Consider the following 14,105-nt stretch of genomic DNA (forward strand, 5'->3'; position numbering starts at 1 on the left):
ACGACCGGCGGACGGCAGATGGACGGTACGGCGGGACGGGCACGGACGACGGCCGGGACTCCGGCGGCGGTGGGCACGGGTGGGAGCCGGTCAGCGGTGGAGCAGGAGAGGAGCGGCATGCAGCGGTGGCGGGGGTACGAGGCGGCGCCCGGTGACTGGGGGCGGTCGGTCGTCACCATCGGCGTCTTCGACGGCGTGCACCAGGGACACCAGGCGACCATCGGACACGCCGTGGCGCGGGCCCGGGAGTTGGGCGTCCAGTCGGTGGTGGTGACCTTCGACCCGCACCCGGCCGAGGTGGTCCGCCCCGGCGCGCACCCGGCCGTGCTCACCGAGCCCACCCGCAAGGCGGAGCTGATCGAGGCGCTCGGGGTCGACGTGCTCTGTGTGGTGCCGTTCACCGCCGAGCTGTCCCGGCTGCCGGCCGAGGCGTTCGTGCACGACATCCTGGTCGAGCACCTGCACGCCATGCTGGTCGTGGTGGGGGACAACTTCCGCTTCGGGCACCGGGCCGCCGGGAACGTGGCGCTGCTCGAACAGCTCGGCGGGACGTTCGGCTTCGGAGTGGAGAACGCCCCGCTGGTCGCCGCCGAAGGGACGGTCTTCTCCTCGACGTACATCCGGTCCTGCGTCGACGCGGGCGACGTGGCGGCGGCGGCGGCCGTGCTCGGTCGCCCGCACCGGCTCGAAGGGGTGGTGGTGCTGGGTGACCAGCGCGGCCGGGAGCTGGGCTTCCCCACCGCCAACCTGCTCTGCCCGCCGCACGCGGCGGTGCCCGCCGACGGGGTCTACGCCGGCTGGCTGGTGCGTCGGGGGACCGAGCGGCTGCCGGCGGCCATCTCGATCGGCACCAACCCGACGTTCGCCGGCCGGGAGCGCCGGGTCGAGGCGCACGTGCTGGACTTCTCCGGCGACCTGTACGGCGAACGGGTCGCCCTGGACTTCGCCGCCCACCTGCGCGGCCAGATCCGGTACGACGCCATCGAACCGCTGCTCGTCCAGATGGCCGAGGACGTCGCGCGGACCCGCCAGGCGGTCGCCTGACGGGCCGGGCGGGGCGGTCCGCGACCCTCCGTCGCCCCGCCCGAGGGCCTTGACCGGGCGGTTCCGCGACGGGCTGGTAGTGTGGCGGTGACGTCGGATGACCGACGCGGGGCCTCGCGTGCCTGCACGACGCCGCGGGTGCGAGGTTCGTCCGTCCCCGGTCCGTTCGGACCCGAACGACGGACACCAGTTGTCAACCCACCGAAACAGGGAGAACATGGCGCTCGACCAGGAAGCCAAGGCCAAGATCCGCACGGAGTACGCGACCGCCGAGGGCGACACCGGTTCGCCGGAGGTCCAGGTCGCGGTCCTCACCAAGCGGATCGCGGAGCTGACCGAGCACCTGAAGGTGCACAAGCACGACCACCACAGCCGCCGTGGGCTGCTGCTGCTGGTCGGTCGGCGCCGTCGGCTGCTCAACTACGTCCAGAAGAAGGACATCAGTCGCTACCGGTCGCTGATCGAGCGGCTCGGCCTGCGCCGATGACGTGACGGGGGAGTGGCCGCTGGGCCGCTCCCCCGCTCGGCACCACCAGAAGAAGAGGGCCGCGCGACCACCCGAGAGGGAGCCGGTCAGCGTACCGGTCTCCGGTAGTGGCCCCCGGGCATCCCGGCATCATGCCGGCCACCCGGGCGCTTCGATCGAAGACCGGCCGTCTGAGCAGCTCCGGTGTCGTGCGCCCACGACGCGAAGGAGTACCGCCGCACATGACCGAGACCAACCTCGGCACCGAATCCCGTACCGCCGTGATCGACAACGGGTCCTTCGGCACCCGTGAGATCACCTTCTCCACCGGCCGGCTGGCCCGTCAGGCCGCCGGTTCCGTCGTCGCCCAGCTCGGCGAGACGGTCGTCCTCTCCGCCACCACCGCCGGTAAGCACCCGAAGGAGCAGTTCGACTTCTTCCCGCTGACCGTCGACGTCGAGGAGCGGATGTACGCCGCGGGCCGCATCCCCGGCTCGTTCTTCCGCCGCGAGGGCCGGCCCAGCGAGGACGCCATCCTCACCTGCCGGCTGATCGACCGGCCGCTGCGCCCGTCGTTCGTCAAGGGCCTGCGCAACGAGGTCCAGGTCGTCGAGACCATCCTCGCGCTCGACCCGCAGCACCCGTACGACGTGGTCGCCATCAACGCGGCCTCGATGTCGACCAAGCTGTCCGGCCTGCCGTTCTCCGGCCCGATCGGGGCGACCCGGGTCGCGCACGTCGACGGCCAGTGGGTGGCCTTCCCGACCCTGGAGGAGCTGGCCCGCGCCACCTTCGACATGGTGGTGGCCGGCCGCACGCTCGACGACGGCGACGTCGCGATCATGATGGTCGAGGCCGAGGCGACGCCGAACGCCGTCGCCCTGATCGCGGGCGGCGCGACCGCCCCGACCGAGGAGATCGTCGCCAGCGGCCTGGAGGCCGCCAAGCCGGCGATCCGCGAGCTGTGCCGGGCGCAGAGCGAGCTGGCCGAGGTGGCGGCCAAGCCGGTCACCGAGTTCCCGGTCTTCCTGGACTACCAGGACGACATCTACCAGGCGGTGGCCGAGCTGGTCCGCGCCGAGGTGGGCGAGGCGCTCCAGATCGCCGGCAAGGCCGACCGCGAGGAGGCCCTGGACCGGATCAAGGCCAAGGTCGCCGAGGAGCTCGGCGGCCGGTTCGAGGGCCGGGAGAAGGAGCTGTCCGCCGCCTTCCGGTCGCTGACCAAGTCCGAGGTGCGCAACCGGGTGCTGCGCGAGCAGGTCCGGATCGACGGCCGGGGTCCGCGCGACATCCGGGCGCTCACCGCCGAGGTCGGCGTGCTGCCCCGGGTGCACGGTTCCGCGTTGTTCGAGCGGGGTGAGACCCAGATCCTCGGGGTCACCACGCTGAACATGCTCCGGATGGAGCAGATGGTGGACACCCTCTCCCCGGAGAACCGCAAGCGCTACATGCACAACTACAACTTCCCGCCGTACTCCACCGGGGAGACCGGCCGGGTCGGCTCGCCGAAGCGGCGGGAGATCGGCCACGGCGCGCTGGCCGAGCGGGCGTTGCTGCCGGTGCTGCCGTCGCGCGAGGAGTTCCCGTACGCGATCCGACAGGTGTCCGAGGCCCTCGGCTCCAACGGCTCGACCTCGATGGGTTCGGTCTGCGCCTCGACGCTGGCGCTGCTGTCGGCCGGTGTGCCGCTCAAGGCGCCGGTGGCCGGCATCGCGATGGGCCTCATCTCCGACGAGGTGGACGGTAAGACCCAGTACGTGACGCTGACCGACATCCTCGGTGCCGAGGACGCGTTCGGTGACATGGACTTCAAGGTCGCCGGCACGCCGGAGTTCGTCACCGCGCTCCAGCTCGACACCAAGCTCAACGGCATCCCGTCCGACGTGCTCGCCGCCGCGCTCCAGCAGGCGAACGAGGCCCGGCAGACCATTCTCGGTGTGATGCAGGCGGCGATCGAGTCGCCGGCCGAGATGTCGGACTACGCGCCGCGGGTCACCACCGTCAAGATCCCGGTGGACAAGATCGGCATGGTGATCGGCCCGAAGGGGCAGACCATCAACGCCATCCAGGACGAGACCGGCGCCGAGATCTCCATCGAGGACGACGGCACGATCTACGTCGGCGCGACCAACGGCCCGTCGGCGCAGGCCGCCGTGGACCGGATCAACGGGATCGCCAACCCGACCCTGCCCAAGGCCGGCGAGCGGTTCCTCGGCACGGTGGTCAAGACCGCCGCGTTCGGCGCGTTCATCTCGCTGCTGCCCGGCCGGGACGGCCTGCTGCACATCTCCAAGGTGGGCGACGGCAAGCGGGTCGAGCGGGTCGAGGACTTCCTCAACGTCGGCGACAAGGTCGAGGTGGAGATCGCGGACATCGACGCCCGCGGCAAGATCTACCTGGACAAGGTCCGGCCGGAGGGTGCCGAGGCGCCGGCCGCCGGTGAGGCCGGCGAGGCCGCCGGTGGCGACCGGCCGGCCGGCCGGGGCGGCGACCGCGGTCCGCGTGACCGTGGGGACCGTGGCGGCGACCGGGGTGGTCGGGCCCCGTCCGGCGGCGAGCGTGGCCCGGAGCGCGGCGAGCGCCCGGGTGGCGACGAGGGTGGCGACGGCGGCGAACGTCCGCGTCGGCGTACCCGGCACAGCTGAGCAGTGACCGGCCGGGTGACGACGTCGTCGTCACCCGGCCGGTGTGTCTCCTCCACCCCTCGTCGCACGGAGAGCAGGTTTGCGTGAGCCGGGCCCAGCGTTCGTCGTTTCCCGCGGGTCGACGGCCGGTGGCGTCGCCCGACGTCGTCCGGCACGCCACCGGGGCGCAACCCGGCCGCGCCGGAGCCGCGTCCCGGGCGGTGACCCGCACGATCAGTGACGACCCGTTGGGCGGCACGGTGCGGCGGACCGTCCTGCCGAGCGGGCTACGGGTGTTGACCGAGGCGATCCCGACGATGCGCAGCGTCTCGTTCGGCATCTGGGTCACGGTGGGCTCGCGGGACGAGACCGGCTCGCAGGCCGGTGCCGCGCACTTCCTGGAGCACCTGCTCTTCAAGGGCACCCACAAGCGCACCGCGCTGGAGATCTCCTCCGAGATCGAGGCGGTGGGCGGCGAGACCAACGCCTTCACCACCAAGGAATACACCTGCTACTACGCGCGGGTCCTCGACGAGGACCTGCCGCTGGCCATCGACGTGATGTGCGACGCGGTCGCCGACTCGCTGCTGGAGCCGGCCGACGTGGAGACCGAGCGCGGCGTCATCCTCGAAGAGATCGCCATGCACGACGACGAGCCCGGCGACGAGGTGCACGACCTCTTCGCCCGCGCCGTCTACGGTGGTCACCCCCTCGGCCGGCTGATCTCCGGCACCGAGGAGACGGTCACCCCGATGACCCGCCGGCAGATCCAGAGCTTCTACCGCCGCCGTTACACCGCGCCGCAGATCGTCATCGCGGCCGCCGGCAACCTCGACCACGCCGCCGTGGTCCGGCTGGTCCGCCAGGCGCTGCGGGGGACCCCGCTGGACACCGACCCGGCCGAGCCGGGCACCCCCCGGCCGACCACCCCGGCGGTACGCACGAAGCCGGCCACCGTCCTGGTCGCGCCGAAGGAGACCGAGCAGGCCCACGTCATCCTCGGCTGCCCCGGCATCGACCGGGTCGACGAGCGGCGGTTCGCCCTCGGGGTGCTCAACAACGTCCTCGGCGGCGGGATGTCCAGCCGGCTGTTCCAGGAGATCCGTGAGCGCCGTGGCCTGGCCTACTCGGTCTACTCCTACGCCAGCCAGTACGCCGACAGCGGCCTGTTCGCCGTCTACGCCGGCTGCGCGCCGGGCAAGGTGGACGAGGTGCTCCAGTTGACCCGCGCCGAGCTGGCCCGGGTGGCCGCCGACGGGCTCACCGAGGCGGAGGTGGCCCGGGGCAAGGGGATGAGCAAGGGCTCGTTCGTGCTGGGCCTGGAGGACACCGGGTCCCGGATGAGCCGGCTGGCCAAGGGCGAGCTGCTCTACGGCGACCTGATGCCGGTGGACGAGTTGCTGGCCCGGGTCGACGCGGTGACCGTGGCCGACGTGAACACCCTGGCCGCCGAGCTGCTGAGCCGGCCGATGTCGCTGGCCGTGGTCGGCCCGTTCGGGGAGCACGACTTCGCCGGCTGAGCCCGCCGGCCCACCCGGTGGCCCGTACCCGGCCGCGCGGTGCCGTCGCGGCGTCGGCCCGAGCGGTCGGCGTCGAGGTGGGCGTCGGCTCGCGGTCGGGTACGGAGTCCGTGCCGGGACCGGCCGGTGGGACGGTGCTGGTCCGGCGGGGGGTCGCGTCCCGATTGGGATAGGTTGTGCCCCGTGACTGACGAGCAGGAGAAGGGCCGGGACGGGTCGATCCGGGTCGGTGTGCTGGGTGCCCGGGGTCGGATGGGCGCCGAGGTGTGCCGGGCGGTCGACGGGGCCGGTGACCTGGAGCTGGTGGCGGCGGTCGACCAGGGCGACGAGCTGTCCGGGGCCTCGGCCGCCGAGGTGGTCGTCGACTTCACCACCCCGGACGTGGTCATGGACAATCTGCGCTGGTGCGTCGACCGGGGTGTGCACGCGGTGGTCGGCACCACCGGTTTCACCCGGCAGCGGCTGGAGCAGGTGCGCGGCTGGCTGGCCGACCGGCCCGACGTCGGGGTGGTGATCGCCCCCAACTTCGGCATCGGCGCGGTGCTGATGATGCAGTTCGCCGCCCGCGCGGCCCGGCACTTCGAGTCCGTGGAGATCATCGAGCAGCACCACCCGCGCAAGCTCGACGCGCCGAGCGGCACCGCCACCCACACCGCCCGGCTGGTCGCGCAGGCCCGCGCCGAGGCCGGTCTCGGCCCGATGCCGGACGCCACCAAGGACGAGGTGCCGGGGGCGCGCGGCGCCGACATCGACGGGGTACGCGTGCACGCGGTCCGCGCCACCGGCCTGGTCGCCCACCAGGAGGTGCTGTTCGGCACCCTGGGCGAGACGTTGACCATCCGGCACGACTCGTACGACCGGGTCTCGTTCATGCCCGGGGTGCTGCTGGCCGTGCGGGCGGTCCGACAGCGACCGGGATTGACCGTCGGCCTGGACGCCCTGCTCGACTAGGCCGCTGGGCCGCGCCGGGCGTGTCCCGGGTCGGAGCCGGATGTCGTGGGGTGGTGTCGGCGAATTCGTTGGCGGTGCGCCGGGCCGACTCCTAGGCTGCCCCGGTGCTGGATTCCGGACATACCGATAGGGCCGGGCGGCGGGTCACCCTGCGCCCGGTGGACGACGACAACTGGCGGGCGGTGGCCGATCTGGCCCCCCGCGACGACCAGCGGGACTGGGTGCCGGCGCTGGCGGCCCGCTACCTGGTGCTGACCATGCGCTCCGACGTGTGGACGTCGTTGGCGGTGTACGCCGACGGGTCCGTGGTCGGCCACGTCATGTGGGGCGTGGACGACGACGGGTCCCGGTGGATCGGCGGGATGGTGGTCGACGCCGCCGAGCAGGGCCGGGGGGTGGGCCGGGCCGCCGTGCGCACCCTCGCCGACTGGCTGGGCGGCCCGGACGCCGTCCACCCGGTCCGGTTGTCGTACCACCCGGACAACGCCGCCGCCGCCCGGCTCTACACCTCGTTGGGTTTCGCGCCCACCGGTGTGGTGGAGGACGACGAACTGGTCGCCGAACTGCGCCGTTGACCGTCGGTGGCGTCACTCCTGCGCGATCACCGAGAGGATGTTGCCGGCCGGGTCGGTGAACCAGGCGATCGTCGGCCCGTTGTCGCGCATGATCCCCCGGTCGTCCTGCGGCAACCCCGGGTAGCGCGCGAACCGCACCCCGCGCGCGGTCAGCTCGTCGACCGCCCGGTCGACGTCGTCCACCGGGAAGTTGAGCACCGTGAACGCCGCCGGCACGTGGTCGGCCTTCGGGTAGACCACCACGTCCCGGTCGCCGGCCAGGTGCAGCATCAGCAGCCCACCGGGACCGCCGAGCTGGGACACCCGCAGGTCGAGGGTGTCGGCGTAGAACTCCCGGGCCCGGTCGGTGTCGTCGGCCGAGAACCCGCTGAACGCCTTCGTCTCCCGGAACATGGTCGTCTCCCTCACCGTCGGTGGCACCCCGCCGCCTTCGGTCTACCACGGCGGGCCGACAGAACCGGCCGGGTCAGGGCGTGTCGGTCGGCTCGGCGGGGACCGCCACGTGCAGCCGCACCTGGGGGACGAGCATGTCGTCGACGTCCAGCGCGCGGGCGGCGCCGTCCAGCTCCCAACCGGTGCTGGTGAGGAACTTGCGGGTCGCCTCGTCGCCGTCGAAGGCCCAGGCCACCGCGCGGGTGAACCCGTCGGCGCGCCAGCCCTCCACGGCGGCGGAGAGCAGCCGGCTGCCGTGCCCGCGCCGACCCCAGCGCGGCTCCACCAGCAGGTCGGTCACCGCCACCACGCCGGTGCCCAGTGCCGCCGCCGGCTCGCCCGGGGCGAGCGCCTCGTCGTCCGCCGGCCCGGAAGCGGCGAAGCCCACCAGATAGGATTGCTCGGCCTGTTCCACGGCGACGAGCACCCGGTGCGCGGCCGAGGGCGGCTCCTGCACCGCCGCGCTCCACCGCCGGGCGAGCCACGCCTCGTCCAGGTTGTCGAGCACGTGCCGGGGCAGCAGCCGACGGTACGCGACCCGCCAGGTCGCGAGCTGCACACGGGCGATCTCGGCGGCGTCCTCCGGACGCGCCGGGCGGACGAACCCCAGAGCCATGGCACGAAAGCCTAGGCCACAGCGAGGGAGACGACGGTGGCGCAGGGTGCCAGGCGGACGACCGGGCAGGTCGTCGCGGTGGTGGTGCTCGCCGTCGCGGTGGCCGCCTTCCTCTCCGTGGCGGCCGTCCGGCACGGCTTCTTCGACCTGAAGGTCTACTACGGCGCGCTGACCTTCTGGGTCCACGACCACGGTGAGATCTACGACTACCTCAAGCCCGGCACCCAGTACGGCTTCACCTACCCCCCGTTCGCGGCGCTGGTGATGCTGCCGATGGCGTACCTGCCGTGGCCGGCGGCGATCACCGTCAGCGTGGCCGCCACGGTGGTGGTCAGCGCGGTGCTGGTCTGGTGGCTGCTCGACCCGGTCGCCCGGCGGGCCGGCTGGACCCGCTGGTTCGTCCTGGCGGTGGCGCTCTGCCTGGCCGCCGCGTTCGAGCCGATGCGCGAGACGGTCAACTTCGGCCAGGTCAACATGCTGCTGCTCTTCCTGGTGGCGGTGGATCTGCTGCGGCTGCTGCCGGCCGGCAACCGGTGGGCCGGGGTCGGGATCGGGGTGGCCACCGCGATCAAGCTGACCCCGGGCGTCTTCATCGTCTATCTGCTGATCACCCGGCGGTTCCGGGCCGCCGGCACCGCCGTCGCCGCCTCGGCCGCCGCCACGCTGCTCGCCGCCGCCCTCTTCCCCGACGCGACCCGGGAGTTCTGGACCTCGGCGCTGTGGAACACCGACCGGGTGGGCGAGTTGGCGTTCGTGTCCAACCAGTCGCTGCGCGGGGTGGTGGCCCGGCTGAACCCGGAGCATCCGAGCACCCTGGCCTGGCTGGCGCTGGTGCTGGTCACCCTGGCCGTCTGGGCCTGGCGCTGCCGGGTCGCCGTGGCGGTCGGCGACGAGGCCACCGGGCTGGCGCTGACCGGCGCGCTGATGTGCCTGGTCAGCCCGGTCACCTGGGTGCACCACCTGGTCTGGTTGATCCCGGCGCTGATCCTGCTGGTCGACAACGCCGTCGCCGCGCCCGCCGGCGGCCTGCGGCGGCGGGCGCTGCTGGCCCTCGCGGTGGTCGGCTACGCGCTGTTGTGCAGCCGGATCGTCTGGGCCTGGGAGAAGGACTTCACCGGGATCACCGGCTTCCTGGGCAGCAACACCTACGTCTGGATCAGCCTCGCGCTGCTGGTGCTGCTGCCGATCCGTACCTGGGCCGCCCCGGTCGGCGGCCGGCCCGGCGGCCCGGCGGGGCCCACCGGCCGGGGTGGGGCGGCGCGGCCCGCCGGCCCGCCCGGTGCCGTGCAGCGGCCGGCCGGGTCAGCCCGGGAGGCGGCCGACGTAACGCAGTTCGTCGAGGTGCACGGCGGGCCCGCCGCCGGCCAGCGGCACCGGGTAGCGGGACCGCTCACCGTCGGCTGACAGGCCGGCCCGCTCGTAGAACCGGCGGGCGCGGGCGTTGTCGGCCAGCACCCACACCCGGTACTCCCGCCAGCCGTTGGCCGCCAGCCCGTCCCGGGCGGCGGTGAACAGGGCCCGCGCGGTGCCGTCACCCCAGTGCGCCGGCTCCACGTAGATCGCCAGCAGTTCGCCGTACGTCGGGTCCAGGTCACCCCGGTCCTGGTTGTTGCGGTACGGGCCGAAGGTGGTGAATCCGGCCGGCACCCCGTCGATCTCGGCGAGCAGGGTGGTGAACGGGTGCTCCGGGTCGGCGGTGCCGACGTCCCGTCGGCGCTGTGCCCAGGCCACCGGGTTGAGCCGGACCAGCACCTCGGCCGGCATGATGCCGGCGTAACCGGCCTGCCAGCCGTGGATGTGCACCCGGGCGATCGCCTCGGCGTCGTCCGGCCCCTCGCGACGGATGGTGAGCATGTGTCCGTTCTATGCCCCGGCGGGCGGCCGGTCCAGTGTCCGCTCCGGTGTCGTACCGTTGGTCTAGGGTCGTCGGCGATGGCCGCACCGGAATCGCTCTCCCTCGCCCAGGCCCGGCGGATGACGCTCGCGGCCCAGGGCTTCGCCGACCCGGCGCCCGCCGGGGTGCCCACCCGCCGGCACCTGCGCCGGGTGCTCGACCGGGTCGGGTTGATCCAGATGGATTCGGTCAATGTGCTGCAACGCGCGCACTACCTGCCGCTCTACAGCCGGCTCGGGCCCTATCCGACGGGCCTGCTCGACACCGCCGCCTACCGCCGTCCCCGGGAGCTGTTCGAATACTGGGGGCACGAGGCGTCCCTGGTGCCGGTGGGCCTGCACGCCGCGCTGCGCTGGCGGATGGCCAAGGCCCGCGACGACGCCTGGGGCGGGATGCGGCGGATCGCCGAGGAGCAGCCCGAGCTGGTCGGCTGGGTCCGCGACGAGGTGGCCGCCCGGGGCCCGCTGACCGCCGCCGAGATCGAGCACGACGCGCCCCGGGAGACCGGCAACTGGGGGTGGAACTGGTCGGCGGTGAAGCGGGCGCTGGAGTTCCTGTTCTGGGCCGGCGAGGTCACCGCCGCCGACCGGACCCCCTCCTTCGCCCGCCGCTACGACCTGCCCGAACGGGTGCTGCCGCCGGCCGTGCTCGACGCGCCCACGCCGACCGATGCCGAGGCGTACCGCACCCTGGTCGCGGTGGCCGCCCGGTCGCTGGGGGTGGCCGCCGAGCCGGAGCTGCGGGACTATTTCCGGCTCCCGTTGGCGGGTGCCCGGCAGGCCGTCGCCGAGCTGGTCGAGGCCGGTGAGCTGGTGCCGGCGACCGTGCAGGGGTGGCGGCAGCCGGCCTGGCGGCACGTCGACGCCCGGCTGCCCCGCTGGGTCCGGGGCAACACCCTGGTCAGCCCGTTCGACCCGCTGGTCTGGGAACGGGCCCGCACCGAGCGGCTGTTCGGTTTCGGCTACCGGATCGAGATCTACGTGCCGGCCGCGCAGCGGGTGCACGGCTACTACGTGCTGCCCTTCCTGCAGGGGGAGCGGTTCACCGCCCGGGTCGACCTCAAGGCCGACCGCAAGGCCGGGGTGCTGCTGGTGCCGGCGGCCTGGCAGGAGCCCGGCGTCGACCCTGGGGAGACCGCCGTCGCGCTCGCCGCCGAACTGCGTCGGCTCGCCGGCTGGCTCGGCCTGGATGCGGTCGCCCCGCCGGCCGCGGGTGACCTGGCCGCCCCGCTGGCCGCCGCGTTGCGGAGCCTCACCGGTGTACCGTGAGGCCGTGACGAGCGTTGACGGGCCGACCGGAGCGGCCGAGCCGGGTCGGCCGGGGCCGGGCACCGATCCGACGTCGACCGGTCCCGTGCCGGCCGGCACCACCCACACCCTGAGCGACCCGTCCCGGGACGCCGCCGGGGTCGGCGACGCCTTCCGGGCCGGCGGCGTCGCCGAGGTGGGTGGTTCCGCCACCCCGCCCGGCACCGGCGAGGTGTCCGGTGCCGCCCCCGGTGCGGTCGGACCGGGTGGCTGGTCCGCCGACGCGGTGCCACCCGGGTCCTGGTCGGCCGGGCCGCCGGTGGTGTGGCAGCAGCCCGAGCCGGACCGGCTCACCCGTTTCGTGCTCCGGCTGCACGCCCGTTCGCCGCGCTGGGCGGCACCGCTGGCCGCCCTCGGCTGCGTCGCCGCCGGGATGGCGTACGCGCTGGTCAGTGATCCGACCACCAGCGACCCGGACGCCCCGCCGAGCTGCCTGCTCAAGCTGACCACCGGGCTGGACTGTCCAGGCTGCGGAGGCACCCGCGCGCTGTGGTACCTGCTGCACGCCGACCTGCCCGCCGCCGCCCGACACCATGTCGTCTTCGTCTTCGCGGTGCCCTTCCTGGCCTACCTCTTCGTCGCCTGGGCCGGTAAGCAGGCATTCGGGTGGCGGCTGCCCGAGCTGCGGCTCAGCTCCCCGGTGATCGGCGGCTTCCTCGCCGTCTGGCTCGCCTTCTCGGTGCTGCGCAACCTGCCCTGGGCCCCGTTCACCGCCCTCTACGTCTGACCCCGCCCGGCGGGCGGAGCCGCGCCGTCGCCGGCCGGGCGGGCCGGCGCGCGTCGCGGTCCGCCGTGGCGGTGCCGTCCGGCGGAGGCCGGTGCGAGACGTTGGCCACCCACCGCCCGCCCGAAACCCGCAACGGCGGGTGATCGCGCTGGTCAGGGGCGGCGGCCCGAGTTTCCCCGCCGGCCACCCGGCCACTACAGTCGCAGGAATGCCGGAGATGGTGCAGCCCCAGGCCCAGCTGATCGCGTGGACCCAGTTCCAGGCCCCGAGCGACGTGCCGTGGTCGACCGACGCCGAGGGCGGCCAGGCGCTCGCCGAGTTCGCCGGCCGGGCCTGCTACCAGAGCTGGAAGAAGCCGAACCCGGCGACCGCCACCAACGCCGGTTACCTGGCGCACATCCTGGAGGTCGGGCACCTGTCGGTGCTGGAGCACGGCACGGTGACCTTCTATTTCACCGGGGTGTCCCGCTCGTTCACCCACGAGCTGATCCGGCACCGGCACTTCTCCTACTCCCAGCTCTCCCAGCGGTACGTCCCGGAGCGGGACGCGGCGATGGTCGAGCCGGCCGTGATCGCCGACGATCCGGAGCTGCACAAGCGGTTCGTCGAGGCCGCCGAGGCCAGCGTCCGGGCGTACACCGAGCTGCTGGAGGGGCTGGAGCAGCGGTTCGCCGACGAGCCCAACCCGACGCTGCGCCGCAAGCAGGCCCGGCAGGCGGCCCGGGCGGTGCTGCCCAACGCCACCGAGACGCGGATCGTGGTCACCGGCAACTACCGCGCCTGGCGGCACTTCATCGGGATGCGGGCCACCGAACACGCCGACGTGGAGATCCGTGAACTGGCCGTGGAGTGCCTGCGGCAGCTCCAACGGGTGGCCCCGAACGTCTTCGCCGACTTCGTCGTCAGCACCCTGCCGGACGGCACCGAGGTGGCGACGAGCCCGCACGCACAGCTGTCCTGAGCCCTTACCCACCGGACGTCCGGTGCTCGTCCGCTAGGTTGTGAGCATGACGCACGACCACCCTGCCGCCCCCGACCGGGGCCTGTCGCGCCCGTTCGGGCGACTGCTCACTGCGATGGTGACCCCGTTCACCGCCGATGGCTCCCTCCACCTCGACGGCGCCGTCCAACTGGCGACGCACCTCGTCGACGCGCAGGGCAACGACGCGCTGGTGATCAATGGCACCACCGGCGAGTCGCCGACCACCACGGACGCGGAGAAGGAGACCCTGATCCGGGCGGTGGTGGAGGCGGTCGGCGACCGGGCGCAGGTGGTGGCCGGCGTCGGCACCAACGACACCCGGCACACCATCGAGTTGGCCGCCTCGGCGGAGAAGGCCGGCGCGCACGGCCTGCTGGTGGTGACGCCGTACTACAGCAAGCCACCGCAGCAGGGGCTGGTGCGGCACTTCACCGCGGTCGCCGACGGCACCGGCCTGCCGATCATGGTGTACGACATCCCGCACCGCGCCGGGGTGGCGATCGAGACCGAGACGTTGGTGCGGCTCGCCGCGCACGAGCGGATCGTCGCGGTCAAGGACGCCAAGGGTGACCTGACCGCCACCAGTTGGGTGACCAGCCGCACCGACCTCGCCTTCTACAGCGGCGAGGACTCGCTCACCCTGCCCACCCTGGCGGTCGGCGGGGTCGGCCTGGTCGGCACCTCGACCCATTTCACCGGCGCGCTCGCCAAGCAGATGATCGAGGCGTACGACGCGGGCGACACCGGCGCGGCGCTGACCCTGCACCGGCGGCTGCTGCCGCTGCTCACCGGGATCTTCCGCAGCCCGGGCACCATCCTGGTCAAGGCGGGCCTGAACGTGCTGGGCCTGCCCGCCGGTCCGGTGCGGCCACCGCTGGTGGACGCCACCGACGACGAACTGGCCCTGCTGCGCGCGGACTGCGCGGCGGCGGGCCTGGACCTGCCCGAATGATCGAACGATACGATG

14 protein-coding genes are annotated in these 14,105 nt (G+C 73.5%); 11 read left to right on the forward strand and 3 right to left on the reverse strand.

Annotated features, from left to right (window positions below; genetic code table 11):
• Nucleotides 1–117: 117 nt before the first annotated feature.
• The 6 genes from ACQP1S_RS07865 (at nucleotide 118) to ACQP1S_RS07890 (ending at nucleotide 7,180) form a co-directional block, all read left to right on the forward strand.
• Nucleotides 118–1,044, forward strand: a complete 927-nt coding sequence (locus ACQP1S_RS07865) for a bifunctional riboflavin kinase/FAD synthetase (protein ID WP_432907865.1) — start codon at nucleotides 118–120, stop codon at nucleotides 1,042–1,044.
• A gap of 217 nt (nucleotides 1,045–1,261) precedes the next feature.
• The gene (gene rpsO / locus ACQP1S_RS07870; protein ID WP_091246098.1) at nucleotides 1,262–1,531 is read left to right on the forward strand and encodes a 30S ribosomal protein S15; all 270 of its coding nucleotides are present in this window, start codon (nucleotides 1,262–1,264) and stop codon (nucleotides 1,529–1,531) included.
• A 221-nt stretch (nucleotides 1,532–1,752) separates the two neighbouring features.
• Nucleotides 1,753–4,155 carry a polyribonucleotide nucleotidyltransferase gene (locus tag ACQP1S_RS07875; protein WP_432904699.1) on the forward strand — a complete coding sequence of 801 codons (2,403 nt, stop codon included), beginning with the start codon at nucleotides 1,753–1,755 and terminating at the stop codon, nucleotides 4,153–4,155.
• 128 nt (nucleotides 4,156–4,283) lie between these two features.
• Nucleotides 4,284–5,654 (forward strand): M16 family metallopeptidase, encoded by a 1,371-nt coding sequence (locus ACQP1S_RS07880; protein WP_363667366.1) that lies wholly within the window; start codon nucleotides 4,284–4,286, stop codon nucleotides 5,652–5,654.
• 183 nt (nucleotides 5,655–5,837) lie between these two features.
• A complete protein-coding gene (gene dapB / locus ACQP1S_RS07885; protein WP_432904702.1) occupies nucleotides 5,838–6,605 on the forward strand; it encodes a 4-hydroxy-tetrahydrodipicolinate reductase in 768 nt (255 codons plus the stop codon).
• 158 nt (nucleotides 6,606–6,763) lie between these two features.
• The gene (locus tag ACQP1S_RS07890) at nucleotides 6,764–7,180 is read left to right on the forward strand and encodes a GNAT family N-acetyltransferase (protein ID WP_245722519.1); all 417 of its coding nucleotides are present in this window, start codon (nucleotides 6,764–6,766) and stop codon (nucleotides 7,178–7,180) included.
• A gap of 12 nt (nucleotides 7,181–7,192) precedes the next feature.
• Here the strand turns inward: ACQP1S_RS07890 and ACQP1S_RS07895 are convergent, their stop codons facing one another.
• Together ACQP1S_RS07895 and ACQP1S_RS07900 are read right to left on the reverse strand one after the other, a co-directional pair.
• The gene (locus ACQP1S_RS07895; protein WP_091246115.1) at nucleotides 7,193–7,573 is read right to left on the reverse strand and encodes a VOC family protein; all 381 of its coding nucleotides are present in this window, start codon (nucleotides 7,571–7,573) and stop codon (nucleotides 7,193–7,195) included.
• Nucleotides 7,574–7,646: 73 nt separating this feature from the next.
• Complete coding sequence (locus ACQP1S_RS07900) at nucleotides 7,647–8,228, reverse strand: N-acetyltransferase family protein (RefSeq protein ID WP_432904706.1); 582 nt, start codon at nucleotides 8,226–8,228, stop codon at nucleotides 7,647–7,649.
• 36 nt (nucleotides 8,229–8,264) lie between these two features.
• Here ACQP1S_RS07900 and ACQP1S_RS07905 point away from each other — a divergent pair, with 36 nt between their 5' ends.
• Nucleotides 8,265–9,632, forward strand: coding sequence for a glycosyltransferase 87 family protein (locus tag ACQP1S_RS07905; RefSeq protein ID WP_432904709.1), 1,368 nt, complete (start codon nucleotides 8,265–8,267; stop codon nucleotides 9,630–9,632).
• Here ACQP1S_RS07905 and ACQP1S_RS07910 read toward each other — a convergent pair.
• Nucleotides 9,531–10,082, reverse strand: a complete 552-nt coding sequence (locus ACQP1S_RS07910; protein WP_432904712.1) for an N-acetyltransferase family protein — start codon at nucleotides 10,080–10,082, stop codon at nucleotides 9,531–9,533. The genes ACQP1S_RS07905 and ACQP1S_RS07910 overlap by 102 nt on opposite strands.
• Before the next feature lie 78 nt (nucleotides 10,083–10,160).
• Here ACQP1S_RS07910 and ACQP1S_RS07915 point away from each other — a divergent pair, with 78 nt between their 5' ends.
• From ACQP1S_RS07915 to dapA, 4 genes are all read left to right on the forward strand, one after another.
• The gene (locus ACQP1S_RS07915; protein WP_432904715.1) at nucleotides 10,161–11,390 is read left to right on the forward strand and encodes a winged helix-turn-helix domain-containing protein; all 1,230 of its coding nucleotides are present in this window, start codon (nucleotides 10,161–10,163) and stop codon (nucleotides 11,388–11,390) included.
• A 109-nt stretch (nucleotides 11,391–11,499) separates the two neighbouring features.
• Nucleotides 11,500–12,156 carry a DUF2752 domain-containing protein gene (locus ACQP1S_RS07920; RefSeq protein WP_432907868.1) on the forward strand — a complete coding sequence of 219 codons (657 nt, stop codon included), beginning with the start codon at nucleotides 11,500–11,502 and terminating at the stop codon, nucleotides 12,154–12,156.
• Between the two features lie 217 nt (nucleotides 12,157–12,373).
• On the forward strand, nucleotides 12,374–13,117 hold the full coding sequence (thyX, locus tag ACQP1S_RS07925; protein ID WP_432907871.1) for an FAD-dependent thymidylate synthase: 744 nt from the start codon (nucleotides 12,374–12,376) through the stop codon (nucleotides 13,115–13,117).
• Between the two features lie 46 nt (nucleotides 13,118–13,163).
• Nucleotides 13,164–14,090, forward strand: coding sequence for a 4-hydroxy-tetrahydrodipicolinate synthase (gene dapA / locus ACQP1S_RS07930; RefSeq protein ID WP_432904718.1), 927 nt, complete (start codon nucleotides 13,164–13,166; stop codon nucleotides 14,088–14,090).
• The last annotated feature ends 15 nt before the right edge of the window (nucleotides 14,091–14,105 follow it).

It is taken from the genome of Micromonospora matsumotoense, from assembly GCF_050951065.1.
Lineage (GTDB): Bacteria > Actinomycetota > Actinomycetes > Mycobacteriales > Micromonosporaceae > Micromonospora > Micromonospora matsumotoensis.